Genomic DNA, 25,693 nt, shown 5'->3' on the forward strand with positions numbered 1-25,693 from the left:
GGCCGGGGCATGGGCAATGGATCAACCGACACGAAATGGACACTGGCCGCAAAGGCCTGATGAAAATGGCTAAGGAATACAGAGACGTCATCGTGGGGCTTGACATCGGCACAGCCAAGGTCATGGCGGTGGTGGCCGAGGTACAGGAGGGCGGCCAGCTGCGCCTGGCCGGGTTTGGCGCTGCGCCCAGCAATGGGCTCAAGCGCGGCGTGGTGGTCAACATCGAGGCCACGGTGCAAAGCATCGAGCAGGCGCTGCGCGAGGCCGAGATGATGGCCGACTGCAAGATCCAGCGCGTCTATACCGGCATCACCGGCAGCCACGTGCGCGGCTTCAATTCCAGCGGCATGGTGGCCATCAAGGACAAGGAAGTCTCGCAGGCCGACATCAGCCGCGTGCTGGAAACCGCCAAGGCGGTGCATATCCCCTCCGACCAGCGTTTGCTGCTGGTGGCCTCGCAGGAGTTCGTCATCGACGGCCAGGAGGTCAAGGAACCCATTGGCATGAGCGGCCTGCGCCTGGAGGCCAAGGTGCACATCGTCACCGGTGCGCAAAGCGCGGCCGAAAACATCATCAAGTGCGTGCGCCGTTGCGGGTTGGAAGTCGACCAGTTGGCGCTCAATCCGCTGGCCTCCAGCCTGTCGGTGCTCACCGACGACGAGCGCGAGCTGGGCGTGGTGCTGGTGGACATCGGCGCGGGCACCACGGATGTGTCGATCTTCTCGGGCGGGTCGATCCGCCACACCGCCGTCATTCCGATCGCAGGCGATTTGATCACCAGCGACATTGCCATGGCGCTGCGCACCCCCACCAAGGACGCCGAGGACATCAAGGTCGAGAACGGCTGCGCCAAGGCCATGCTGGCCGATCCGGATTCGCAGGTCGAAGTGCCTGGCCTGGGCGATCGCGGCCCGCGCCTGATCAACAAGCAGGCGCTGGCCGGCGTGATTGAGCCGCGCGTGGAGGAGATCTTCTCGATCGTGCAGCAGGTGATCCGCGAGTCCGGCTACGAGGAGCTGCTGTCCTCGGGCGTGGTGCTCACCGGCGGCTCCTCGGTCATGCCCGGCATGGTCGAGCTCGGCGAGGACATCTTCCTCAAGCCCGTGCGCCGGGGCGTGCCCAACTACGACGGCCCACTGGCCGACATGATTGCCCAGCCGCGCGCGGCCACCGTCATGGGCTTGCTCGAAGACGCGCGCATCGAGCGCACGCGCGGCTACAAGGCCGCCACCAAAAGCGGGCCGGTCAAGAACCTGCTGGCGCGCATTCGTGACTTCATCGCGGGGAATTTCTGACATGGCGCCACCCATTCCCATCCCCCGCAAGCTGTTGCGCTGGTTCCTGCGCAAGCGCGGCCGCCGGCGCTGGCGGCTGCCTACAGATTGCAGCCGCTGGCGCGGCGATGCCGCTTTCAGGCATCGCCACGGCCCCATTCATTTTTGTTTTGGTTTTGATTTCACCCCATCCCCCAACCCGCAAGGAGAAACACTATGAGCATCGAAATGATCGACAACGAATCGTTCACCCAAGGCACACGCATCAAGGTACTGGGCGTGGGCGGCGGCGGCGGCAACGCCGTGCAGCACATGATCGAGAACAACGTGCAGGGGGTGGAATTCATCTGCGCCAACACCGATGCACAGGCGCTCTCGCGCAGCTCGGCCGCGCGCATCATCCAGCTGGGCACCAACGGCCTGGGCGCAGGCAGCAAGCCTGAGCAGGGGCGGGAGGCTGCGGTGCTGGCGGAGTCGGAAATCCGCCGCGCCATCGAGGGGGCCAACATGCTCTTCATCACCGCCGGCATGGGTGGCGGCACGGGCACGGGGGCAGCGCCAGTGATCGCGCGCGTGGCCAAGGAGATGGGCATTCTCACCGTCGGCGTGGTCACCAAGCCCTTCGACTGGGAAGGCCCGCGCCGCATGAAAAATGCCGATGCCGGCCTGGACGAGCTCGAGCGCAATGTGGACTCGCTGATCGTGGTGCTCAATGAAAAGCTGCTGACCGTCTATGGCGACGACATCACGCAGGATGAGGCCTTTGGCTTCGCCAACGACGTGCTGCGCAACGCCGTGGGCGGCATCGCCGAAATCATCAACGAACACGGCCACGTCAACGTGGACTTTGCCGACGTCAAGACCGTGATGAGCGAGCCGGGCAAGGCCATGATGGGTACGGCCAGCGCCTCCGGCCCTGACCGTGCGCGCATCGCCGCCGAGCAGGCCATTGCCTGCCCGCTGCTCGAAGGCATCGACCTCTCGGGCGCCAAGGGCATTCTGGTGCTGGTCACGGCCGCGCGCGGCAGCCTCAAGCTGTCCGAGTCCAAGCTGGCCATGAGCACCGTCAACGCCTATGCCAGCGACGATGCCCACGTCATCTACGGCGCAGCCTACGACGACAGCCTGGGTGACGAGCTGCGCGTGACCGTCGTGGCCACCGGCCTGGTCAACCACCAGCAGCGCCGTCAGAACCTGACCATGGTGCAAAGCACGCTGCGCACCGGCACGGACAACCTGCCCCTGCAAGGCATGCAAGGCATGGTGCGCGGCGGCGGCCTGGCCGGCGGCGCGGCCGTGCCCATGCGCAGCAGCCAGCTCAACAACCTGGCCGTGCCCACGGCCTGGCGCACCTCGCGCGGCAGCGATGCCAGCGCCGCCGCCGCGCGCGTGGACGCCATGTCCTCCAGCGGCATGGACGACGTGGAAATCCCCGCCTTCCTGCGCAAACAGGCCGACTAAAACCCGTGCTTGGTTTGTGAAGGAGGGCCGTCCCCGGCAGCAGCCGGGGACGGCCCTGGCAGGCCCACAGCGGCCAATACCGTTTTTCAATAGAATGCGCGCCCATGCTAGCCCAGAGAACCATCCAGACCCTGATCCGTGCCGTGGGCGTTGGACTACACAGCGGCCAACGGGTCGAGCTGACTCTGCGCCCTGCGCCAGTGGGCACGGGCATCGTCTTCACACGCGTTGACCTGCCCGAGCCTGAGCCCGTGCCGGTTTCGGCCCAGGCTGTATTCGACACGCGTCTGGCCTCCACCATTGGCCGGGAAGGCGCGCGCATCAGCACCATCGAACACATCATGTCCGCCTGTGCAGGGCTGGGCATCGATAACCTCTACATCGACCTTACGGCCGAGGAAGTGCCCATCCTCGATGGCTCTGCCGCTGGCTTTGTGTACCTGTTGCGCAAGGCCGGCATTGCCTTGCAGGGCGCACCCAAGCAATTCGTGCGCGTGCGCAAACCCGTCGAAGTGCGCACCGAGTCGCTGGGCGAGCGCAAATGGGCCCGGCTGGAGCCCTACCACGGCTACCGCCTGAGCTTCGAGATCGACTTCAGCCACCCGGCCGTGGACTCCACCGGCCAATGCGTGAGCTTCGACATGGGCCAGGGCAACTACGCCCGCGACATCGCCCGCGCGCGCACCTTTGGCTTTACGCGCGACGTGGAAATGCTTCGCGCCAACGGCCTGGCGCTGGGCGGCGGCTACGACAACGCCATCGTCATGGACGACTACAAAGTCCTGAACCAGGACGGCCTGCGTTACGACGACGAATTCGCGCGCCACAAGATCCTGGACGCCATCGGCGACCTCTACATCCTGGGCAAGCCCCTGTTGGCCTCCTACAGCGCCTACCGCTCCGGCCACGCCATGAACAACCAGCTGCTGCACGCCCTGCTGGCCGACGAGCAAGCGTGGGAGCTGGTCAGTTTCGGCGACGAAAAACAAGCTCCACAGGGCTTCGCTTTGCCCAGCCTGGCTTGGTAAGCCCAGGCGCTGCGGCCTTTCTGATCCTTTTGCCCCACCTTCGCGCGCGACAGGCAAGTGGGGCGGATGTCGCTCGCCTGAAGCACTGAGATGCAAAACTCCAACAAGCGGTGCGAACATCCGAAAGCGGCGCTTGCAACTTTTTTTTACGTAACAGTTCTTGATGGATTGTGAATTGCTGCATTCCTGCGGTAGCTGATATTTGGCTTTCATAGAATTTCCAGCCACTATCGTTTCTCGTCCGGTGCTTGGTTGGTTTTTCCCCGAGCTCCAGGCAGGGCCATGCATCGCATGCATATTGCAATAACAAGGAGTGAAGGAAATGCAGAGAAGAGTGAGTCAAGTCAAGCGGCGGCGCCTGCCCGCCAGGGCCAAGGGATGGCTGCTGGGGGCAGCCAGCTTGGCAGTGGCCTGCGCGGTGCAGGCAGGCGGAGCCAATACTCAGAGGGAACTCAACCCCGCTGGCGGCCAGCAGCCCCAGGGCGCCGATGGACTGCGCTGGGCGATTGGCAGCAACAGCCAGATTCAGGTCTGGCTCAATGGCCAGGGGCAGGTTTACGGCCCCAACAACACGCCCAGCAGCGGATCTATCTATAACAGCGTGTTCTTGCGTGTGGATCGGGGCAGCGATGCGCAAACGCGTGTTTATCACAACTCCAATGCCAATACCGACGTGGGCTACCAGTTCACGCAAGTATCGCAAAGCGCGGTCTCTGGCGCGGGCACCAGCGCCTCGCCCTGGGCCGTGACCACGGTGCTCAAGCCAGCGGAGGCGGTCGATGCCGGCATCACGCTGACAATCCGTGACGAATACGTGGCCCCCGAGCTGTGGCTCAAGCGACGCCTGTCGCTCTCGGGCCTGCCAGCCAGCGGTGCCAGCGTCAAGCTCTACCAGAATATTGACACCTATTTGCTCGGTGATGATGAGGGGCCTGGCATCGTGCGCACGGCCGCCTGGAACACCACGGGCGTGCCCGATCTGGTCGGCGTGACGCGCAATGCCCAGTTCGAGGCCTTGTGGCATACGCCAGGCTCGAACACGCCGCTTTGGGATCGTTATTTCTCTGGCCGCTACACCTATCCGGGCAACCAGATCTGCTCGGGCACCGACAACGGCACTTCTTGCAAGACCGGCACAGGCGACTTGAGCAATCAGATCGATACCAATACCGCCACCGACAACGGCATTGCCGTGCAGTGGAATGTACCGGCGGGCGCGCCCCAATTTGAGGTCGAATACATGATCAGCTTCGCGCAAAGCGCGGTGGATCTGACCAAGGCCTTTGCCCCCGCAGTCATCAATGCCGGTCAGGTCTCTAAGCTGACGTTCAACATCAACAACCGCACCACCTCGGCCGTCAACGGCATTGGCTTTACCGACAACCTGCCCGCTGGCGTGAAGGTGGCGGCCACGCCCAATGTGCAGACCAACTGCCCGGCCGGCGGCGCCATGGGGGCCTTGCCAGCGGGCATGACGGTCAATGCCGCAGCCGGGGCGGGCAGCATCGTGGTCGGCGGCGCCAGCGTGGCCGCTGCGGCCTCCGCCGGTGCGGAGAGCACCTGCCAAGTGGCCGTGGACGTGACCTCGGACGTGCCCGGCAGCCACACCAACGGCACGGCCAACATCACCAATCTGAGCAACGTGGCCAACTTCGTCGGCAGCCAGGTGCTGCGCGTCAATGGGGCTGCAGCCGCCATTGATGCCGTGGACGATGCAGGAGCGGCCACGGCGGCAGGCGGCGTGGCCGTGGCCAATGTGCTGGTCAACGACACCGTCAATGGCACGCCAGCCGCGCTGGGGGCTGTGACGCTCAGCCTGGTGAGCAGCTCCAATCCAGGCCTTACGCTCGATGTCGCCACTGGCGCAGTCCAGGCAGCGGCAGGCCTGCCAGTGGGCGCGCATACGCTGCAATATCGCATCTGCGCCACCGGCGGCAGCCCGTGTGATACGGCCACGGTGACAGTGACCATCGGAAGCGCCGGGCCAACCAACATCGTGGCCCAGCCCGATCAGGTGCGCGTGTTCGAAGGGGCAACGGGCGTGGTATTGCCCAGCGTGCTGGCCAATGACACGCTGGGTGGCAACCCTGTGCAGCTGGCGCAGGTGGTGCTGACGCAGCGCTCCAGCAGCCACCCCGACCTGAGCCTGGATCCGGCCACAGGCAGTGTCCGCATGGCATCGCCCCTGGGCGTTGGCAGCTACACCTTGGTCTATCGCGTGTGTCATGCCCTGGCGCCGAACTGTGCCGAGGCGACGGTGACGGTGGTGGTGGCCTCGCTCATTGTTGGGCCCTCGACGACGCCGGTGCCGGTCAATGCGCCGCTGGGGCTGCTGCTGCTGGCCAGCGCTCTGGCCTTTCTGGGGGTGCGGCGCATGCGCTAACGCGCCGTAGGGCCTGTGCCTGCTGCCAGAGGAGGCCGGCACAATCGCAGCTTGAACCGCCTATGGGAGGTATGGCCCGTAGGCGGCTTTTTTCATGGAGTCCGCCGCTTTGCCCATGCTGGCAACCTGCACTGCTTTTCCGCCCATCCCAAAATCATTTGTTGCTCGCTGGCTCCGAGGTTTTACACAGGGCCTGAGAGTTTGCAGAGGTTTCATAAGGTTACGGCTACACTATCCGCCATTTCGGCTCTGCTACGGTTGACGGTGCCGAATCCAGTTGCATTTGCAAGGGAGCTTTTTAATCATGTGGATTGGAGTCAGAAAGCGTTTCAGCGCTTCTTTCCGCTGTCACAGAAAGCAGTTGGCGGCGCTGTCGCTGCTGGTGCTGGGCAGCGCGTGGTCAAGCCAGGCTTTGGCCGGGCTGAGCGTTGCTGTTGCCAAGGTGCACGATGGCACCGGCAGCTGTGCATTGGATGCGGATGTCAACAACGGCGTGCTGTGTACCAATGACGAGGCGCGCTACAAGGTGGATTACCAGATTTCGCCGCCGCCTGGGGCGCAGGACAACGTCCGCATCACGGTGAGCCTGCCTGCCACGGAGCCGTTCCGCTTTGCCCCCACCAGCGGCGGCTTGGCCGCCTGCCGCAATGCCACCAGTGCCCTCAGCGCCGATGGCCGCACGGTGGACTGCCTGCTGGCCGGCAGCGGCGCCAATCCGCCCAATGGCCCTATTGCCAACCAGTCCGGCACGCTGTTCTTTGATGTCACCACCAACAGCCAGGCCCAGAACGGCAGCGTGCTGAGCAGCGTCGCCGGTAAGATCGTGTCCGATCAGGATGCCGCTGGCGCCAGCGGTACCGCGCCTGGCGTGACCGTGGTGGCCAAGCCGCAGATCGATTTGGTCAAGCGCTTCATCGACAGGCTCGGGGCCATGGACAAGCCCGCTGGTTGCAACTCCCCCGCCACCGGCAAGGGGGTGGCGCTGATCTACACCGTGGCCTTGAACATCCCGGAAACCAAAGGCCATGAATCGCTGAGACAGGGCTGGAGCTACACCGACGATCTCAGCGGCCTGGGGCCGGACGCCTGTGTATACGAGGTGAAAAGCTACCGCGAGCGCAACGGCAACACCTTCCCCGCTGGCGGCGTGCCGGGCACCACGCCGGTGGATGCTGGCACTGGCTCCTATGCCTATAGCCAGACTGGCAACACGGTCACCGTCACCGCCTCCACCACCAATCCGCCGCTGACTTCGGGCGAGATCACGGCACCCTGGGTGGCTGCGACCAATGCCACGGCGCTGCACTACATCCGCGTCTGGGTCCCCAAGGACACGGTGACCGACAACGGCAACAGGTGCCAGTATTCGCCGAAGAACGAGATCGCGGAGTTCACCGCCCCGGGCCTGTCGGGCGTACCCAACGGCAGTGATGAGCCCGCCAACAACGTGGTGGTGACCAACAACATCAACGTTTGTTCGGGCGCCTTCGAGAAGCTGTTCTACGCCACGAGCAAGGGCCGCTCCGCGCCGCTGATCCACGCGCCCTCCAACCGCATGAGCAATGACATGATCGGGCCGGGCGATTTCATCGATTCCTACCTGCTCTGGAGCAACACCGGGCTCAGTGCCGTCCAGGTTTCGCTGTGCGACCACTGGGACAACCGCAAACTGCGGCTCGACCTGTTCGACCCCTCCGTACACGGGATCTGGGTGCCGCCGCCGAGCAATCCTGCCGTAGGCGCCAACAGCCCCTACCGCTGGAAAAAGCTCCCCACCATCAGCAGCAACACTGATTACAGCCCCGGCTACGCCCACTTCTACAGGGACTCGGGCGCCGCGGGTGGCGTCAGCTCGGCCAGTGTGCAGCCTGAGGATGAAGAAGTCCAGTTCGGCTTCTCCGCCTTTGGCAACGGCGACGAAACGATGCTGCGCGATGCGAGCTGCAACGATGGCGACTCCACGCTGAGCGCCGTCGCCGCCGCTGCCGGCGTGGCGACCACCGGCATTCTGCCTTCCGGCTGGATCACCCAGAGCGCGCTGGAGGCCAACCCGGCGCTGGTGCCGTTCATCAACTCGGCCCGCCTGCTCAATGCCAACGTTCCCGCAGGCGGTCGCGTCCAGATGTTCGTGCACCTGAACACGCTGCCCGCGAACCCGGATGATGGCGCTACCTGGCCCGATGGCAGCATCATCCCCAACTACGGCTTGCAGCAAAGCTCGGTCGCATCCGGCTTCGAGCCCGGCACCCTCAACTGGATGCATTCCAGCCGTGCCTTCATGGGCAATGACCCGAATGCCACACTGCTGCCTTCGAGCAATGCAACTTGCGTTGCCACCAGTACCGACCCGGCCCGCTATTGCGACGATGCCTACAGTGACCGCCTGCGCCTGTCCACGCAGTCTGTTGGCATCCGCAAAGGCATTGAGGGCGTTGACCCCGCTGGAGGCCCGGCGGCCGACAACCCGGTCGTGCCCAAGACCAAGGGTCAGATCGTGACCTACCAACTGTGGCCGCGCCTGGTGTCGAACCAGCCGGGCGTGACCATCGGCAACGACCTGATCCTGATCGACACCATCCCGGCGGGCATGCGCTTTGTCAGTGGCTCGCTCAAATGGGGCGGAGCGCCTGTGCCGGCCGGCAATTTCCATCTGGACGACCAGTCGGCCGCCTTCGCCGCCTCCACCCTCCAGATCCGTCTGCCGAACGTGAATGCCAGCAACCCGGCGGCAGACATCGCGGTGGTCGAGTTCCAAGCGGAAATCATGCTTGATGCGCCGGGCAATATCCCCAATGCCTCGCTGATCAACCAGGTCGAGATCCGTGGCTGCGCCCCCGGGGCCAGCGTCGCGGGCGGCGCACTGAACTGCGTCAACCAGACCGCGGCCCAGCGCCTGGCAGAGCGGCAGGCCACGCGCACTGTGCGCCTGGGCGCCATCGACGGCCTGGTGGTGCAGAAGTCGGTGATTGGCGATGCCCTTAAGCAAATCGGCTCGGGCTTCACCATGGAGCTGCGCTACCAGAACGTGGGCAACGAGAAGGTGGAAGAGCACCGGTTGATCGACGTACTGCCCTATAACGGCGAGCCGCCGCGTGGTGGCACTGGTTTCAGCGGTACCCGTCCCGTGACGCAGGTGCGTGCGCCTGCGGCGAGCGGCTATGCGGTTTATTACACGACCGATCTCCCGACCACCGTCAATACCAACCCCAAATGCTCCAGCAACATCACCAGTGTTACAGGCAGCTGGCCTATGTTCGCGCCGGGCGTGCCAGCAGCGGCTGGCTGTGGCAACAACAGCGGCAGCACCAACTGGGTGCTGGCCACCAATATAGGAGGCGTGAACTGGACGGTGCCGGAAAACACCACAGCACTGCTGATGAAGGACACCACGCCCTTTGCCTCTGGTGCGCCCAGCCGTGCATTCCAGCTCGACTTCGAGACGCCCGGCTCGCGCCACGACGATGTGTACGCCAACAACTTCAGCGGTGCCCACGGCAGCGCAGGCACCGCCGCGCAGGAAGGCACGGGCGCGCGCTTTGATGTGACCTCGAACAACGTGCAGGTGCGCGTGTACGCATCGAGCATCCAGGGCACGGTTTTCGCCGATCCGGACGGTAATGGTGGAACTGCCGGTTTCGATCCGGGCAACGGCGACACCGGTCTGGGCGGCCAGACTGTGACTTTGCAGCGCACTGGCATGCCCGATCGCACCGCGGTGACGGCCACGGCCGCTATCCCGGCTGGCCAGTTCTACAACCCGGTCGATGGCAGCGCCTCCGCCACTGGCGGCCCCGGCCTGTGCCCGGTGCCTGCCGCTGGCCTTGCTGTGGGGCAATACCTGTTCTGCGACCTGGAAGCGGGCCAATACACGCTGGTCGAAACTCAGCCTGCAGACTATGAAACCACCGGCAACAAAGCAGGCACGGCAGGCGGCACGGTCGCCGGCGATTCCATCAGCGCCATTGATTTGCCAGCCGACCACAATGCCACTGGCTATGACTTCGGCGAGCGCTCGCTCACCTCGGTCACGGGCCGCGTCTATGTCGAAGGCAATGGCAACACCAGCGACGATGGCGATGCCACCGACCCAGGTCTTGGCGGCGTGACCGTCACTTTGGTCTACACGCCCCCCGGCGGCGGCGCGCCGGTGACGCTGAACGCCACGACCGAGCCGGACGGCAGCTACATCTTCAGCGGCCTGCCGGTGGGTGCCACCGACGTGCGCATCACCGAGAGCCAGCCTGCGGGTTACGAAAACGCCTACAACACCCCGGGCACCGGGGCGGCCGATGGCGGCGGCGGCGCGCCTGGCACGAGCGACAACAGCGTGATCACCATTGCCACGCTGCCGGCGGGCGGCTCGACGGGTAACAACTTTGCCGAACTGCGCCAGCGCACCTCGGTCTCGGGCCGTGTCTATGTCGAAGGCAATGGCAACAATGCCGACGATGGCAATACCACCGACCCTGGCATCAGCGGCGTGACGGTCACGCTGACCTATACGCCCCCGGGCGGCGCTGCGCCAGTGACGCTGAACGCGACTACCGGGCCGGATGGCAGCTATGCCTTCAACGATCTGCCGGTGGGCGCCACCAATGTGACCATCACCGAAACTCAGCCTGCGAATTACGTGAACACCTACAACACCCCGGGCTCCAACGGGGCAGTCAACGGTGGCGACGACGCTGGCACGACAAACAACAGCGTGATCACCATCCCGACACTGGCCGTGGGTGGCTCGCAGGGCAACAACTTTGCCGAGCAGCGCCAGAGCACTTCGGTCTCCGGCCGCGTCTATGTCGAAGGCAATGGCAACAATGCCGACGATGGCAACACGACCGACCCAGGCATTGGCGGTGTGACTGTCACGCTGACCTACACGCCCCCGGGCGGTGGTTCGCCAGTGACGTTGACCACGACGACCGGGCCGGACGGCAGCTACACGTTTGCCAACCTCCCGGTGGGCGCCACCAATGTGACCATCACTGAGACCCAGCCCACAGGTCACGGCAATGCCTACAACACCCCGGGCACCGGCGCGGCCGATGGCGGCGGCGGCACGCCTGGAACCACCGCCAACAGCGTGATCACCATCGCGACTCTGCCGGCAGGCGGCTCGACGGGCAACAACTTTGCCGAGCAGCGCCAGAGCACCTCGGTCTCCGGCCGCGTCTATGTCGAAGGCAATGGCAACAATGCCGACGATGGCAACACGACCGACCCAGGCATTGGCGGCGTGACTGTCACGCTGACGTATACGCCCCCGGGCGGCGGTTCGCCAGTGACGTTGACCACGACGACCGGGCTGGATGGCAGCTACACGTTTGCCAACCTCCCGGTGGGCGCCACCAATGTGACCATCACTGAGACCCAGCCCACAGGTCACGGCAATGCCTACAACACCCCGGGCACCGGGGCGGCCGATGGCGGTGGTGGCACGCCTGGCACCACCGCCAACAGCGTGATCACCATTGCGACTCTGCCGGCTGGCGGCTCGACAGGCAACAACTTTGCCGAGCGGGGCGCAGACACCGATTTGACTTCGGCCATTGCCTGTACGGTCTCGGGCACATCGGCAACGTGTGAACTGACCTGTACGAACAATGGGCCATCCACGGCGCTGAATGCGACCTGTGGTTTCACTTCGGCCCTGCCTTCGGGCGTGACCGTGAGCTGCACACCTAACTCGCCGCAGGCCACGCTGGCTGTGGGTGAGAGCATTGTGTGCAAAACCAGCCCATTCCCGGTTCCATCCAGCCCGCTGGACGTGCGTGGCGGCACCGGCGCTGACAACGACAGCAAGGGCGGCACAGATCCGGCTGCGGGCAACAACCCCTCGCGCACCACGCTTGGGGCGCCAGCGCCCTCGACAGTGCCGGTGCCGACCCTGGGCCTGGGTGGCGTGCTGCTGCTGGCCTTGGCGTTGCTGGTCGCCGTGGGCCTGCGCCGTCGCGTAGCCTGATAGGCTGAGCGCGCTTGAAACCAGGCGGCCCTTATGGGTCGCCTGGTTTTTTTGCGCGCATGAAAACCTGCTCAAGACTCTCGGCGCGAGTGGGCAGTCAATCGGATCGGAATGTTTGATGACTTGCGGGCCACCTCATCTTGGGGCAGAGCCATTCGTAACGAATTTGGCGGCAGGCGCGTAGTTCATCAAACGCCCACAGCCCCAAACCAGCGATCCAAAAAATGCGCGCCTGCGCAATGAGCCCGTTAGCCCGTTGGGGCAGCTCAATGCAGCCGCCTATGGGGGATGGGGCCCAAGCTCATAGGTGGTTTTTCACTGGGCTGCATCATGTTGCTGCGGCGCGCTGTGCCAGTGCAGCAAATCCTGCAAATGTGCCTGCAGCCCGCCCGTGGCGCTGGCAGCGTTGAGATGATCGAAATAGCGGTACCAGCCGCTGGCTTCAATGCCGGCCAGCAGGGCATCGCGGGCTTGGGCGTCGGGAAAACGCCAGATGCCCAGAAAGCGATGCGCACTGGCGTGCGGGGTATTCATGGCGGTGGGCGCCAGGCTCAGCAGCTCAATGCCTGCATCGGCCAGGCCTTGCATGCCCTGATTGATCTGGTTCATGAATGCCTGCCTTTGTTCTGCAGGCAGGGCCAGCCAGGCGGCGTTGGGGGTGTAAAGCTCGACGAGGTATTGCTGGGTCATGGGTCTTGTCCTCCAAAAAATCCAAACGGTTAGGGCCTGTTCACACTAGAGCGTGTTATGCAAGGCAAGCGCTATGGGGCTTGTGCGGGCAGGCTGCGCTGGGCGCGCTGGCAGATGCGGGCCGTGGCCGGGCATGGCGATTGCTGCAGCCATTGGCGGCACAGGGTGCGCACCCACTCGGGCTGGTCCTTGGCCACATCGTTGAGCCAGTTGGCCACGGAGTCCTGCACGTAGCGCGAGGCATCGGCGCGCAGCGGCTGCAGGATGGGCAGGGCGCGTTGCGGCGCTGTTTTGAGGGCGGCGATGTGCGCGCACCAGACGCCACGCGGGCGCAGGGCTTCGCTGGCGAAGCGGCGCAGGTTTTCGCTGGGGTGTTGCGCCCAGGGTGTCAGTGCGTCGATGGCTGCATCCAGCTCTGCGGCCAGATGGGGCCGCAGGGCCAGCCAGGCCCATTCGCGCACGGCAAAGTGCGGGTCGTCGGCCAGTGGGGCGATGGCGGTCAGCCGCTCTGGCAATGGCAGGCCGGGCTGGGCGCCGATCATGAAGCAGGCCCAGCCGCGCACAGTGTCGCTGGGGTGCTGCTGGCAGCGGGCGATGCCATCTGGGCCCAGCGCGGCCAGCAGCGCGTCGGCCACCGCCTGCATGCGCTTGAGGATGCCCAGCTGGCAGGCGGCGTCGATCTGGGCCAGGGCGGTTGCACTCAGCTCTGGCAAGGCGCTGCGGGCGAGCTGGCGTTGGTCCAGGGCCAGGGCTTCGGTCAGCGTGGCGCTGGCGGCCTCGCCGCGCGAGAGCGCCTGCAGCAACTCGGGCGGGATGTCGGCGGCGCGGGTAGCGCCTTTGCGCGCTGGGGCCTGGTCGCTCATGGAGTGTTCTCCTGCATGGCGGCGGCGACTTTGCCCAGCAGACGTTGGAGCTGCCCGCGCTCGGCGCTGCTGAGCGGGGCCAGCAGCTGGGCGATCCATTGGCTGTGTTGTGCGATCACCTTGCGGGCCGTACGCCGCCCTTGGGCGGTGAGCACGATGCGCAGTGCGCGCCGGTCGTGGGCATCGGGCTGGCGTTCGATCAGGCCCTCGCGTTCCAGTCCGTCGAGCAGGCCGGTGACGGTGGCGCGACTGATGCCGGCCTGCTCGGCCAGTACGTTGGGCGCCAGCGCTGCGCCCTCTGCGGCGTCGAGCAGGAACAGCAGCACGAAGCGCCCTTCGGAAAGGCGGTATGGCGCCAGCCGTGCGGCGCAGTCGCGGTCAATGGCGCTGCTGAGTGAGAGCAGCTCGAAGCACAGGCGCATGCTCTGTGCATCGGCCAGATCGTGCTGCTGGGCCTGGCTAAGCAGGGCCTGGTATTTTTTCTCAAGGCTCATCATGCGGCATATTGTATGCGGGCTAATTATCTGTTGGCAAACTGATTGGGCTGATTGGGGTTGTCAGGCACAAGCGCCCGGCATGGGTCTGCACGGCAAAAAAATGGGCAGCCCGTGGGCTGCCCATGTGGGTGGCGTTGCGCCTTGAGCGCTTGCTCAAGCGCCGAGGTAGGCCTTGCGGATGTCCGGGTTGCCCAGCAGGTTGGCGCCGCTGTCTTCGAGCACGACCTTGCCGGTCTCCAGCACGTAGCCACGGTCGGCGATCTGCAGGGCCTTGTTGGCGTTTTGCTCGACGAGGAACACGGTCACGCCTTCGGCGCGGATGGTCTGGATGATCTCGAAGATCTGCGCAATGATCAGCGGCGCCAGGCCGAGCGTGGGCTCGTCCAGCAGCAGCAGCCGCGGCTTGCTCATCAGGGCGCGACCGATGGCCAGCATTTGTTGTTCACCGCCAGACATGGTGCCGGCGCGTTGGTGGGCGCGCTCTTTCAGGCGCGGGAACAGCGCAAATGCGTGTTCGATGCCGGCCTCGATGGCGTCGTTGTCCTGGAAAAAGCCGCCCATTTTGAGGTTTTCCACCACGGTCAGATCGGGGAACACGCGCCGCCCTTCGGGGGAGATGGCGATGCCGCCCTGCATGATTTTGTGCGTGGGCTGGCGGGTGATGTCCTGACCTTCGAACAGCACGCGGCCACTGGTGGCGCGCGGGTTGCCGCAGATGGTCATGAGCATGGTGGTCTTGCCCGCGCCGTTGCTGCCGATCAGGGTGACGATCTCGCCCTGGTTGACGTGGATGGAGACGCCATCGAGCGCCTGGATGGCGCCGTAGTGGGTGTGGATGTCCTCCAGCTGCAGCATGGGCTTGAGCGGTGCGGCGCTGTACGTGGCGTGGGTGGTGACGGTGAGGGTTTCTTCGACGATCAGGCTCATCATTCTTCTCCCAGGTAGGCCTTGATGACGCGCGGATCGTTGCGCACGGCGTCGGGGGTGTCGGTGATGATGGGCTTGCCGTGTTCCATGACCAGAATGCGTTCGGAGACGTTCATCACCAGGCTCATGTCGTGCTCAATCAGCAGCACAGCGACGTTGAAGTCCTCGCGCAGCTGGGCGATCAGGTGCTGCAGCTCGACTTTCTCCTGCGGATTCAGACCCGCAGCCGGTTCGTCGAGCATCAGCAGCCGGGGCTTGGTGATCATGCAGCGGGCGATTTCCAGGCGGCGCTGATGGCCATAGGCCAGATTGCCCGCCTCGCGGTTGGCGTACTGGCGGATGCCCATGAAGTCCAGCCACCAGACGGCGCGCTCGAGCGCATCCTGCTCTGCCTTGCGGTAAGAGGGCAGCTTCAGCAGGCCCTTGAGCATGTTGCTCTCAACCTGGGTGTGCTGCGCCACCAGCAGGTTTTCCAGTGCGGTCAGCTCCTTGAACAGGCGCACGTTCTGAAAAGTGCGTACCAGGCCGTGGCGCGCCACCTTGTGGCTGGGCAGGCCGGCGATGTTCTGCCCGGCCATTTGGATTTGCCCGCTGGTGGGGCGGTAGAAGCCGCCGACGCAGTTGAACACCGTGGTCTTGCCCGCGCCGTTGGGGCCGATGATGGCGAAGATCTCGGTGGGGCCGACGTCGAAGGCCACGTTGTCCACGGCCAGCAGGCCGCCAAAACGCATGCTCAGCTCGCGCACGCTCAACAGCGGCACCTGGCCGCCGGCCATGGCGGCCGGGGCGGAGTGGGAAAAGGTCTGTGCGGTCATTGCTGGATCTCCACGTGAGGGCGCTTGGTGGGCAGCAGCCCTTGCGGGCGCCACATCATCATCAGCACCATGACCAGGCCGAACAGCAGCATGCGGTACTCGGCAAATTCACGCGCCACCTCGGGCAGCACGGTCAGCACGATGGCCGCCAGGATCACGCCGATCTGCGAGCCCATGCCGCCCAGCACCACCACCGCCAGAATCAGCGCCGACTCGATGAAGGTGAAGGACTCGGGGTTGACCAGGCCCTGGCGCGCGGCGAAGAAAGCGCCGCCGAAACCGGCGAACATGGCCCCCAGCGTGAAGGCCGAGAGCTTGATGTTGGTCGGGTTCAGGCCCAGCGAGCGGCAAGCGATCTCATCCTCGCGCAGCGCCTCCCAGGCGCGGCCGATGGGCATGCGGATCAGCCGGTTGGAGACGTACAGCGTGATCAACGCCAGCACCAGCGCCATCAGGTACAGGTAGATCACCATGTGCTGGTTGGAGAACGTCCAGCCCATCATCTGGTGAAAGGTCTGCGCGCCTTCCTCGCTGGCGCGGCGCGTCATCTCATAGCCGAACACGGTGGGCTTGGGGATGCCGGAGATGCCGTCCGGGCCGCCGGTGTACTCGGTCAGGTTGATCAGCAGCAGGCGGATGATCTCGCCAAAGCCCAGCGTGACGATGGCCAGGTAATCGCCGCGCAGGCGCAGCACCGGAAAGCCCAGCAGGTAGCCAAACAGCGCCGCCGCTGCGCCCGACAGCGGCAGAGCCTGCCAGAACGACCAGCCAGCCCAGTGAAAGAGCAGGGCATAGGTGTAGGCGCCCACGGCGTAAAAGCCCACGAAGCCCAGATCCAGCAGGCCGGCAAAGCCCACGACGATGTTCAGGCCCAGGCCGAGCATGACGTAGATCAGCACCAGCGTGGCGATGTCCACCTGGCTGCGCGTGCCGAAGAATGGCCAGGCAATGGCCAGCACAATCAGCAGCAGGCCCAAGACCTTCTGCCCGTTGCGCGGCATGGCCGGCAGGCTGGGCAGGCGTGCATAGCTGAAGATCTGCGCCAGCGAGGGCTTGAGCAGCTGCAGCACGAACACGATGGCGCAGCCCGCAGCCACCAGGCCCCACTGCGAATTCAGGTGTGTTTGGGAGCCCTGGCGCACCAGTTGCAGCCCGAAAATCGGGGTAATGATGATCGCCGTCATGGCGGCGGCGATGAAGGCATTTTTCAGAGCGTCGCGCATCAACATCAGACCTTCTCCACTTCAGGTTTGCCCAGCAGGCCGGTGGGGCGGAACAACAGGATCAGCACCAGCAGGCTGAAGGCCACGATGTCCTTGTATTGCGAGGAGATGTAGGCCGCGGCAAAGGTCTCGGCCAGGCCCAGGATCACGCCGCCGAGCATGGCGCCGGGGATGGAGCCAATGCCCCCCAGCACCGCAGCGGTGAAAGCCTTGATGCCGGCGATGAAGCCAATGAAGGGGTTGAGTTTGCCGATGGTGATGGCAATGAGCACGCCGCCCACGGCGGCCAGCACCGCCCCCAGCACGAAGGTGAAGGAGATCACGCGGTTGGTGTCGATGCCCAGCAGGCTGGCCATCTTCATGTCCTGCGAGCAGGCGCGCGAGGCGCGGCCCATGCGCGAGTTCTTGATGAACAGCGTCAGCGCCACCATCAGCGCCACGGTGATGCCGATGATGAGCATGCGCGAATAGGGCAGGGTGACGGTGAAGCCGCCCATGTCCAGCGTGGCTGCGCCGGAGATCAGCGTGGGCACGGCCTGGTCGCGCGCGCCCTGGCCCAGCGCGACCCAGTTCTGCAGAAAGATCGACATCCCGATGGCCGAGATCAGCGCCACCAGGCGCGGCCCGCCGCGCACCGGCCGGTAGGCAATGCGCTCGACGGCAAAGCCGTAGGCAGCGGTCACGACCATGGCCACCAGCAGCATGGCGGCAATGATGAGCGGCAGCGGCAGCCCGCTTTGTGTGCCAAAGGCTGTGAGCGTGACCAGCCCGACGTAGGCGCCGATCATGTAGATCTCGCCGTGTGCGAAGTTGATCATGCCGATGATGCCGTAGACCATCGTGTAACCGATGGCGATGAGGGCGTAGATGGCCCCCAATGACAGACCGTTGAAGATCTGCTGGATGATTTGTGCAAGTTCAGACATGTAGAAATGGCTCCTGACGAAGCCGGCGCTCAGCGTGTGGCTGGCGCCGGCTTCGGAATCCCTCTTGGGAGGATGGCGCGCGCTGCGGCGGGTGGCGCCTGGCAGGCGCGCGGCGGGGCAATACTAAGGCCTGTTTACAGTTGTTTCTTGCTGCCGTCCTTGTCCCACTGGTAGACGGCAAACTCGAAATTCTTCAGATCGCCCTTGGCATCGAATTCAACCCTGCCGATCGAAGTCTCGAAGCTGCCGGCGTGCAGGTAATTGGCCACTTTCTCCGGGTCGTCGCCCACGGCCTTGATGGCGGTGGCCAGCAGCTCCACGGCGGCATAGGCTGGCATCTGGAAGGCGCCATCCGGATCGCGCTTGGCATCGCGGAAGGCCTTGACGATGTCTGCGTTTTCCGGGCGCTTGGTGAAGTCCGCTGGCAGCGTCACCAGCAGGCCTTCGATGGCCGGGCCGGCAATGGCCACCAGATCCTGGTTGGCCGTGCCCTCCGGGCCCATGAACTGCACCTGCAGGCCCTGCTCGCGCGCTTGGCGCAGCAGCAGGCCCAGCTCCGGGTGGTAGCCGCCGAAATACACCAAATCCGGCGCCATGGTCTTGAGCTTGGTGATGATGGCCGAGTAATCGCTGTCGCCCACATTGATGCTCTCGAACAGGCTGATGTTGACGCCATGCTTTTGCAGCGCATCGCGCACTTGCGTGGCCACGCCTGCGCCGTAGGACTGCTTGTCATGCAGCACCACTACGCTTTTGGGCTTGAGCTTCTCTGCAATGTATTGCGCGGCAAACGGCCCTTGCTGGTCGTCGCGGCCAATGGTGCGGAAGAAGAAATGTGGTTTGATGGTATCGGTCACGGCCGGGTTGGTTGCGCCTGGCGTGATGGTGACGATCTGCTCTTCCTCATAGATCGGCACAGCCGGGATGGTGGTGCCCGAGCAGGCGTGCGCTACGGCGTAGCGCGCCCCGGAATTGACCACCTGGTTGGCCGCCGGCACGGCCTGCTTGGGCTCGCAGCCGTCGTCGATCAGGATGGGCTCGAGCTTGCGGCCCACCACGCCGCCGGCGGCGTTGATGGTTTCGATGGCCGTCAGGGCCCCGGCCTGAATCTGGTCGCCGTATTGCGTGTTGGGCCCGGTCATGGGCTGGGGAATGCCGATCTTGATCGTGTCCGCGGCCAGGGCCGCGCCGCCCAGGCAAAGTGCGGCCGCCGCAGCCAGGACGGGGGTGCGCCAGGAAAGCATCATGCTGAGAAGCTCCTTGTGAGTGTCGAAGTGTTGTGTCGTGCAGGCGGCTGCACAGCTCAATGGCCGGGCCGCAAAGGCAGGCCAGAGGCCTGCCATCAAAATGCCACGCTGGGTGGCAGCGTGGCTGGGGGGCGTATTGTGCTGTGCGTCATGGGGCTTGTCATGGGCAGGATTACCCTAAGAGCTTGATCAAGGCCTGGGGGCGGCGGGCAATCAAGTGGATTTGGGCGGTCTGCCGCGTTGCAAAGCCTCGCCGGGCCGTCCGGCCCGGCTGCGTTTTGCGCCTTGCAGCCCATCCCAAACCACTTGTTGCCCGCTGCCCCCAGGCCTTGACCAAGCTCTGAGCTTGGTCGAAAGCTCTGCATGAACGGCGGAGCGATGGAAGCTGATGTGAGCGGTCTGCCGCGCCCGCAAAGCCTCGCCGGGCCACCCGGCCCGGCTGCGTTTCGCGCCTTGCAGCCCATCCCAAACCGCTTGATTGCCCGCTGCACCCAGGCCTTGACCAAGCTCTGAGCTTGGTCGAAAGCTCTGCATGAACGGCGGAGTGGTGGAAGCTGATGTGGGCGGTCTGCCGCGCCCGCAAAGCCTCGCCGGGCCGCCCGGCCCGGCTGCGTTTCGCGCTTTGCAGCCCGTCCCAAACCACTTGTTGCCCGCCGCCCCCAGGCCTTGACCAAGCTCTGAGCCTGGTCGAAGGCTCTGTGAGGAAGCGGGGTAATGGAAACGGATTTGGGAGGTCTGCCGCGCCCGCAAAGCCTCGCTGGGCCGCCCGGCCCGCCTGCGTTTTGCGCCTTGCAGCCCATCCCAAACCACTTCACTGAGCTTTTCAGCCGGGGGCGGGGGCCGTGAACAGCTTCTTAAAATAGCGCGCTTTTGTTTTGCCCTGGCGCCCGTTTGGGCGCACGGGCCTGCCTGCCCGAGCCTTCTGCCGTGACCTACGCCAAAGAAACCCGCCGCCGCCGCACCTTCGCCATCATCTCCCACCCGGACGCGGGTAAAACCACGCTGACCGAAAAGCTGCTGCTGTTCTCCGGCGCGATCCAGATCGCCGGGGCCGTCAAGGGCCGCAAGGCCAGCCGCCACGCCACGTCCGACTGGATGGAGATCGAAAAGCAGCGCGGCATTTCGGTGGCATCGAGCGTGATGCAGATGAGCTACCGCGAGCACGTCATCAACCTGCTGGACACGCCCGGCCACAAGGACTTCTCCGAGGACACCTACCGCGTGCTCACCGCCGTGGATTCGGCGCTGATGGTGATCGACGCGGCCAACGGCGTGGAGGCGCAAACGCGGCGCCTGATCGAAGTCTGCCGCCAGCGCGACACGCCCATCATCACCTTCGTCAACAAGATGGACCGCGAGGTGCGCGACCCGCTGGACATTCTTGATGAAGTGGAGCGCGAGCTGGGCATGCCCTGCTGCCCCATCACCTGGCCCGTGGGCCAGGGCAAGAGCTTTGGCGGCATCATCAACCTGCGCACGCAAAGCATGACGGTGTTCCAGGCCGGCACCGAAAAGCGCCCGCAGGACTTTGAAGTCATCCCCTTGGCTGAGGCCGACAAGCTGCGCGCACGCTTTGGCAAAACCTTTGACGATGCGCTGGAAAGCATGGAGCTGGCCCAGGGCGCATCGGCCGAGTGGGACCATGAGGCATTCCTCGCCGGCAAGCTCACGCCCGTGTTCTTCGGCTCGGGCGTGAACAACTTTGGCGTGATGGAGGTGTTGGACGCCGTGGTGGACATGTCGCCCCCGCCCGGCCCGCGCATCAGCCGCCTGATCGCCAAGAATGGCGAGGCCACGGAAACCACCATCCACCCCGAGGACAAGGCCTTCTCCGGCGTGGTCTTCAAGGTGCAGGCCAACATGGACGCCAACCACCGCGACCGCATCGCCTTCGTGCGCGTGGCCAGCGGCCAATACAAGCCCGGCATGAAGATGAAGGTGCAGCGCACCGGCAAAGAGCTGCGCCCTACCAGCGTCGTCACCTTCATGAGCCAGCGCCGCGAGGCCGTGGAAGAAGCCTTCGCGGGCGACATCATCGGCTTCACCACCCACGGCGGCGTGCAATTGGGCGACACCATCACCGACGGCGCGAATTTGCAATTCACCGGCCTGCCCTTCTTCGCGCCGGAAATGTTCGCCACCGTGGTGCTGAAAAACCCGCTGCGCACCAAACAATTGCAGCAAGGCCTGCTGCAATTGGGCGAGGAGGGCGCGATCCAGGTCTTCAAACCCGATGCGGGCGGCAACATGTTGCTGGGCGCGGTGGGGCAGTTGCAATTCGAAGTGGTGCAGCACCGCCTGAAAACCGAATACGACGCCGAAGTGCGGCTGGAGCCCAGCCAGTACACCAGCGCGCGCTGGATCACGGCCGAAACCCCCGAAGATTTGCGCCAGTTCGAAAACGCCTACCCGCTGCGCATGGCGCACGACGCCGCTGGCGCGCTGGCCTATATGTGCACCAGCCCCTACGACGTGCGCCTGGCGCAGGAGCGCTTCCCGAAAATCACCTTCCACCCGCTGCGTGAGCACGCGGGGCTGGAATTGCAGGCCGGTTGAGCATCGCTGCCTGCGATTCTCCTGCACGGCCTGCGCTGTGGCGCATCAGGAGGCCAGCAGCTCCTTGAGCGCATAGAGCTGCTCCAGCGCCTGGCGCGGCGTCAGGGCGTCCACGTCCAGCGCCTGCAGCTGGGCCAGGGCCTGGGCGGCAATGGCGTCCTGTGTGCGCGCGGCGTCGGCGCTGCTTGCTCCTGCGGTTTCGAGTGCCATGGGCGGCGGGCTGAACAAATCGGCCTGGGCCTGTTGCGGCTGCTGCTGGGCCTGCAGGCGCTCGAGCGTGGCGCGCGCCTGGTGCAGCAGGGCGGCGGGCATGCCCGCCAGCTTGGCCACGTGGATGCCATAGCTGCGGCTGGCCGGGCCGGGCTGCAGCTCGTGCAGGAACACGATGCGGCTGCCGCTATCGGCGGCGGCCACGTGCATGTTCACTGCATGTGGCAGCTGAGCAGGCAGCTCGGTGAGCTCGAAGTAGTGCGTGGCAAACAGCGTGAAGGCGCGCGTCTTGTCGTGCAGGTGGCTGGCGATGCTGCCGGCCAGCGCCAGGCCATCGTAGGTGGAGGTGCCGCGCCCGATCTCATCCATCAGCACCAGCGAATGCGCCGTGGCGCTGTGCAGGATTTGCGCCGCCTCGGTCATCTCCAGCATGAAGGTCGATTGCGCATTGGCCAGGTCGTCGGCCGCGCCGATGCGGGTGTGGATGGCGTCGATGGGGCCGATGCGGCAGCTTTGCGCTGGCACGTAACTGCCCATGCTGGCCAGCAGCACGATCAGCGCCACCTGGCGCATGTAAGTGGATTTACCGCCCATGTTCGGGCCGGTGATGATTTGCATGCGCGTGCGCCCGCCCATGCGCGTGTCGTTGGCGATGAAGGCCGCCTGCGAGGTTTCGGCCAGGCGCATCTCGACCACTGGGTGGCGGCCTTGTTCAATGTCGATGCAGGGCTCGATGGCAAATTGTGGCGCGCACCAGTTCAGCGTGACCGAGCGCTCGGCCAGCGCGCTGAGCGCATCGAGCTGCGCCAGCGCCGCCGCCACGCGCTGCAGCGCCGGCACGTGCGGTTGCAGCTGCGCCAGCAGTTGTTGGTAGAGCCATTTCTCGCGCGCCAGCGCGCGCTCCTGCGCCGAGAGGGCCTTGTCCTCGAAGGCCTTGAGCTCGGGCGTGATGAAGCGCTCGGTGTTCTTCAGCGTCTGGCGGCGCTTGTATTCGGTGGGCACCTTGTCCAGCTGGGCCTGCGTGACCTCGATGTAAAAGCCATGCACCTTGTTGTATTGCACGCGCAGGTTGGCGATGCCGGTGCGCTCGCGCTCGCGCGCCTCCAGCGCCAGCAAAAAGCCGTCGGCATTGTTCTGGATGTCGCGCAGCTCATCGAGCGTGGCATCGAAGCCGCGGGCGATGACATTGCCATCGCGCACCAGGGCGGCGGGCTCTTCCAGCAGGGCCTGCTGCAGCAGGGCGATGACCCCACCCGGCGGCGCCAGGGCCTGCAGCACATCCTGCAGCGCCGCATGGCCGCTCGCCTCGGCCAGCGCCTGTGCCTGGCGCAGCGTGTGTTTGAGGGCCACCAGCTCGCGCGGACGCGCCTGCTCCAGCGCGATGCGCGCGCTGATGCGCTCGACATCGGCCACGCCCTGCAGCTGCTGGCGGTAGTGCTGCCACAGTGCTTGGGCGCCATCGTCCTGCCATTGGCGCAGCGCGTCGATGTGCGCCAGGCGCTGCATGGCTGCATCGCGCGCGCGCGGTGGGTTCAACAGCCAGGCCTTGAGCTGGCGGCTGCCCAGGCTGGTGATGCAGCTGTCCAGCAGCGACAGCAGCGTGGGCCCGGCCTCACCGCGCAGGGTGTGCACCAGCTCCAGGTTGCGGCGCGTGGTGGCCGGCAGGTGGATCACGGCGTCGTCGCGCTCCACGCTGATGCGCTGCAGGTGCGGCACCTCGCGCCCCTGGGTGTGGGCAGCGTAGTGCAGCAGCGCGGCGCTGGCCGCGTGCGCCAGCGGCAGGGCCTCGGCGCTCCAGGCCTGCAGGCTGGCCGCCTGCAGCAGCTCTTTGAGTTTGTTGGCGCCCAGCGTGGCGTCGAACTGCCAGGCCGGCACGGTTTGCAGGGCGCAGCCGATGCCTGCCTGCTGGCGCTGGCGCAATTGCTCTTCCAGTGCGCTGCTGGCGCCAGCGCTGAGCAGCACCTCGGCCGCGCCGATGCGCTCCAGCCAGGCATCGAGCGCCGCCGCCGGGCACTGCGCCAGGTGCACGATGCCTTGGGTCAGGCTCATCCAGGCCAGGCCGTACTGGGCGCCGCCAGCCTGGCTGCGCGCACGCGCGCCACTGGCCTCGCTGATGGCCAGCAGCACGGCCTCATGCTTTTCGGGCAGCAGGGCACTGTCGGTCAGTGTGCCGGGCGTGACCACGCGCACTACCTTGCGCTCGACCGGCCCTTTGCTGGCTGCCGGATCGCCAACCTGCTCGCAAATGGCCACCGACTCGCCCAGCTTGATCAGCCGCGCCAGATAGGTTTCGACCGAGTGGAATGGCACGCCGGCCATGGGGATGGGTTGCCCGGCGGACTGGCCGCGCTGCGTGAGCGTGATGTTCAGCAAGCGCGCGGCCTTGTGCGCGTCGTCATAGAACATCTCGTAAAAATCGCCCATGCGGTAGAACAGCAGCGTGTGCGGATGCTGGGCCTTGAGCGAGAGGTATTGCGCCATCATCGGCGTGTGGCCGGCCAGCTCGGGCTTGGCGTCGGCAGGGCAGGGGGCGGCGGTGTTCTTCATGGCAGCAGGCGCGGACAGGCTGTCGAGGGATCGGGCGCTGGATTGTAGAAGCGGCGGCCATGCCACGGGCCGCGGCTGCGTGCGCAAGGGCAGCGGCTTGCGGCGGCCCGGCATGGGCAGGCATCCAAGGGTTTTCCCATATATGTGCCGGCCTGAATGGCGCCCGATTGGCTGTATGCTTAAACGCTTTGACGATTTGTTCAACAATTTTGTTGGGCAAGGGGGTCTGCACGAATTCGGCGCCTGGTGCGCGCTGGGGTTCATGCAGAACACCCCAAGAACTGCCATCGTTTCACAGGCGCGTTTTTGGCCATGAGTGACATCATTCTTGCAACGCAGAATCTGACCAAGGAGTTCAAGGGCTTCACTGCCGTGGACCAGGTCAACCTCCAGGTCCAGCGCGGTCATATCCATGCGCTGATCGGGCCCAATGGGGCCGGCAAGACCACCTGCTTCAACCTGCTGACGAAGTTTCTCGTGCCCACGCGCGGCACCATCACTTTCAACGGCATTGACATCACGGGCGAGAAGCCGGCGCAGATTGCGCGGCGCGGCGTGATCCGCTCGTTCCAGATCTCGGCAGTGTTCCCGCATCTGACGCTGCTGGAGAACGTGCGCATCGCGCTGCAGCGCCAGTTGGGCACGCAATACCATTTCTGGAAGAGCGAGCGCACGCTCGATCAGCTCAACGACCGCGCCCTGCAGCTGTTGGGCGAGGTGGGGCTGCGCGAGCTGGCCGATGAAATCACCGTCAACCTGCCGTACGGCCGCAAGCGTGCGCTGGAGATCGCCACCACGCTTGCCATGGAGCCTGAGCTGATGCTGCTGGACGAGCCTACGCAAGGCATGGGCCACGAAGACGTGGATCGCGTCACGGCGCTGATCAAGGAAGTCTCCAAGGGGCGCACCATCTTGATGGTCGAGCACAACATGAAGGTGGTTTCGACGATCGCCGACCGCATCTCGGTGCTGCAGCGTGGCGCGTTGCTGGCCGAGGGCAATTACGAGCAGGTCTCGCAAGATCCGCGCGTGATGGAGGCCTACATGGGCACGAGCGAAGGCCAATTGCAAGGAGCGCACTGAC

16 protein-coding genes are annotated in these 25,693 nt (G+C 65.3%); 7 read left to right on the top strand and 9 right to left on the bottom strand.

What is annotated here, in order from left to right; all coding sequences use genetic code 11:
* The first annotated feature begins 65 nt into the window (after positions 1-65).
* The 5 genes from ftsA to CLI93_RS04800 all read left to right on the top strand — a co-directional run bounded on the left by ftsA (position 66) and on the right by CLI93_RS04800 (position 12,108).
* Positions 66-1,295, top strand: a complete 1,230-nt coding sequence (gene ftsA, locus CLI93_RS04775; protein WP_095542518.1) for a cell division protein FtsA — start codon at positions 66-68, stop codon at positions 1,293-1,295.
* Between the two features lie 195 nt (positions 1,296-1,490).
* Positions 1,491-2,735: a cell division protein FtsZ gene (gene ftsZ, locus CLI93_RS04785; RefSeq protein WP_095539604.1), complete on the top strand. Its 1,245-nt coding sequence runs from the start codon at positions 1,491-1,493 to the stop codon at positions 2,733-2,735.
* A gap of 104 nt (positions 2,736-2,839) precedes the next feature.
* Complete coding sequence (gene lpxC / locus CLI93_RS04790) at positions 2,840-3,763, top strand: UDP-3-O-acyl-N-acetylglucosamine deacetylase (RefSeq protein WP_095542489.1); 924 nt, start codon at positions 2,840-2,842, stop codon at positions 3,761-3,763.
* A gap of 322 nt (positions 3,764-4,085) precedes the next feature.
* Positions 4,086-6,146: a DUF7933 domain-containing protein gene (locus tag CLI93_RS04795; protein WP_143326404.1), complete on the top strand. Its 2,061-nt coding sequence runs from the start codon at positions 4,086-4,088 to the stop codon at positions 6,144-6,146.
* A 361-nt stretch (positions 6,147-6,507) separates the two neighbouring features.
* Complete coding sequence (locus tag CLI93_RS04800) at positions 6,508-12,108, top strand: MSCRAMM family protein (RefSeq protein WP_172424277.1); 5,601 nt, start codon at positions 6,508-6,510, stop codon at positions 12,106-12,108.
* 315 nt (positions 12,109-12,423) lie between these two features.
* On the opposite strand, the gene CLI93_RS04805 is transcribed toward CLI93_RS04800, so the two are convergent.
* The 8 genes from CLI93_RS04805 to CLI93_RS04840 all read right to left on the bottom strand — a co-directional run bounded on the left by CLI93_RS04805 (position 12,424) and on the right by CLI93_RS04840 (position 19,296).
* A complete protein-coding gene (locus CLI93_RS04805) occupies positions 12,424-12,798 on the bottom strand; it encodes a DUF6616 family protein (protein WP_095542486.1) in 375 nt (124 codons plus the stop codon).
* A 71-nt stretch (positions 12,799-12,869) separates the two neighbouring features.
* Positions 12,870-13,661 carry a HEAT repeat domain-containing protein gene (locus CLI93_RS04810; RefSeq protein WP_095542485.1) on the bottom strand — a complete coding sequence of 264 codons (792 nt, stop codon included), beginning with the start codon at positions 13,659-13,661 and terminating at the stop codon, positions 12,870-12,872.
* Positions 13,658-14,155: a MarR family winged helix-turn-helix transcriptional regulator gene (locus tag CLI93_RS04815; protein WP_095542517.1), complete on the bottom strand. Its 498-nt coding sequence runs from the start codon at positions 14,153-14,155 to the stop codon at positions 13,658-13,660. Before CLI93_RS04815 ends, CLI93_RS04810 begins: the two co-directional genes overlap by 4 nt.
* Positions 14,156-14,311: 156 nt before the next feature.
* Entirely contained in the window at positions 14,312-15,013 is a 702-nt protein-coding gene (locus CLI93_RS04820; protein ID WP_095542516.1) for an ABC transporter ATP-binding protein, read from the bottom strand.
* A gap of 71 nt (positions 15,014-15,084) precedes the next feature.
* Positions 15,085-15,861: a high-affinity branched-chain amino acid ABC transporter ATP-binding protein LivG gene (gene livG / locus CLI93_RS04825; RefSeq protein ID WP_095542484.1), complete on the bottom strand. Its 777-nt coding sequence runs from the start codon at positions 15,859-15,861 to the stop codon at positions 15,085-15,087.
* Between the two features lie 35 nt (positions 15,862-15,896).
* Entirely contained in the window at positions 15,897-17,129 is a 1,233-nt protein-coding gene (locus CLI93_RS04830) for a high-affinity branched-chain amino acid ABC transporter permease LivM (RefSeq protein WP_095542483.1), read from the bottom strand.
* Positions 17,129-18,049 carry a high-affinity branched-chain amino acid ABC transporter permease LivH gene (livH, locus tag CLI93_RS04835; protein ID WP_095542482.1) on the bottom strand — a complete coding sequence of 307 codons (921 nt, stop codon included), beginning with the start codon at positions 18,047-18,049 and terminating at the stop codon, positions 17,129-17,131. Before livH ends, CLI93_RS04830 begins: the two co-directional genes overlap by 1 nt.
* A 134-nt stretch (positions 18,050-18,183) precedes the next feature.
* Positions 18,184-19,296, bottom strand: coding sequence for a high-affinity branched-chain amino acid ABC transporter substrate-binding protein (locus CLI93_RS04840; protein WP_095542481.1), 1,113 nt, complete (start codon positions 19,294-19,296; stop codon positions 18,184-18,186).
* 927 nt (positions 19,297-20,223) lie between these two features.
* Between CLI93_RS04840 and CLI93_RS04845 the strand changes: the two genes are divergently transcribed.
* On the top strand, positions 20,224-21,852 hold the full coding sequence (locus CLI93_RS04845; RefSeq protein WP_095542515.1) for a peptide chain release factor 3: 1,629 nt from the start codon (positions 20,224-20,226) through the stop codon (positions 21,850-21,852).
* A gap of 45 nt (positions 21,853-21,897) precedes the next feature.
* On the opposite strand, the gene mutS is transcribed toward CLI93_RS04845, so the two are convergent.
* A complete protein-coding gene (mutS, locus tag CLI93_RS04850; protein ID WP_095542514.1) occupies positions 21,898-24,609 on the bottom strand; it encodes a DNA mismatch repair protein MutS in 2,712 nt (903 codons plus the stop codon).
* A gap of 312 nt (positions 24,610-24,921) precedes the next feature.
* Here mutS and CLI93_RS04855 point away from each other — a divergent pair, with 312 nt between their 5' ends.
* The gene (locus CLI93_RS04855; RefSeq protein WP_095539709.1) at positions 24,922-25,692 is read left to right on the top strand and encodes an ABC transporter ATP-binding protein; all 771 of its coding nucleotides are present in this window, start codon (positions 24,922-24,924) and stop codon (positions 25,690-25,692) included.
* The last annotated feature ends 1 nt before the right edge of the window (position 25,693 follow it).

It is taken from the genome of Vandammella animalimorsus (genome assembly GCF_002288875.1).
Taxonomy (GTDB): Bacteria; Pseudomonadota; Gammaproteobacteria; order Burkholderiales; family Burkholderiaceae_C; genus Lampropedia; species Lampropedia animalimorsus.

What these genes read in the sequence shown, in the direction of transcription:
- ftsA (WP_095542518.1), top strand. Translation starts at nt 66, where the DNA reads ATGGCTAAGGAATACAGAGACGTCATCGTGGGGCTTGACATCGGCACA.
- ftsZ (WP_095539604.1), top strand. Translation starts at nt 1,491, where the DNA reads ATGAGCATCGAAATGATCGACAACGAATCGTTCACCCAAGGCACACGC.
- lpxC (WP_095542489.1), top strand. Translation starts at nt 2,840, where the DNA reads ATGCTAGCCCAGAGAACCATCCAGACCCTGATCCGTGCCGTGGGCGTT.
- CLI93_RS04795 (WP_143326404.1), top strand. Translation starts at nt 4,086, where the DNA reads ATGCAGAGAAGAGTGAGTCAAGTCAAGCGGCGGCGCCTGCCCGCCAGG.
- CLI93_RS04805 (WP_095542486.1), bottom strand. Translation starts at nt 12,798, where the DNA reads ATGACCCAGCAATACCTCGTCGAGCTTTACACCCCCAACGCCGCCTGG.
- CLI93_RS04810 (WP_095542485.1), bottom strand. Translation starts at nt 13,661, where the DNA reads ATGAGCGACCAGGCCCCAGCGCGCAAAGGCGCTACCCGCGCCGCCGAC.
- CLI93_RS04815 (WP_095542517.1), bottom strand. Translation starts at nt 14,155, where the DNA reads ATGAGCCTTGAGAAAAAATACCAGGCCCTGCTTAGCCAGGCCCAGCAG.
- CLI93_RS04820 (WP_095542516.1), bottom strand. Translation starts at nt 15,013, where the DNA reads ATGCTGCAGCTGGAGGACATCCACACCCACTACGGCGCCATCCAGGCG.
- livG (WP_095542484.1), bottom strand. Translation starts at nt 15,861, where the DNA reads ATGGCCGGCGGCCAGGTGCCGCTGTTGAGCGTGCGCGAGCTGAGCATG.
- CLI93_RS04830 (WP_095542483.1), bottom strand. Translation starts at nt 17,129, where the DNA reads ATGTTGATGCGCGACGCTCTGAAAAATGCCTTCATCGCCGCCGCCATG.
- livH (WP_095542482.1), bottom strand. Translation starts at nt 18,049, where the DNA reads ATGTCTGAACTTGCACAAATCATCCAGCAGATCTTCAACGGTCTGTCA.
- CLI93_RS04840 (WP_095542481.1), bottom strand. Translation starts at nt 19,296, where the DNA reads ATGATGCTTTCCTGGCGCACCCCCGTCCTGGCTGCGGCGGCCGCACTT.
- mutS (WP_095542514.1), bottom strand. Translation starts at nt 24,609, where the DNA reads ATGAAGAACACCGCCGCCCCCTGCCCTGCCGACGCCAAGCCCGAGCTG.
- CLI93_RS04855 (WP_095539709.1), top strand. Translation starts at nt 24,922, where the DNA reads ATGAGTGACATCATTCTTGCAACGCAGAATCTGACCAAGGAGTTCAAG.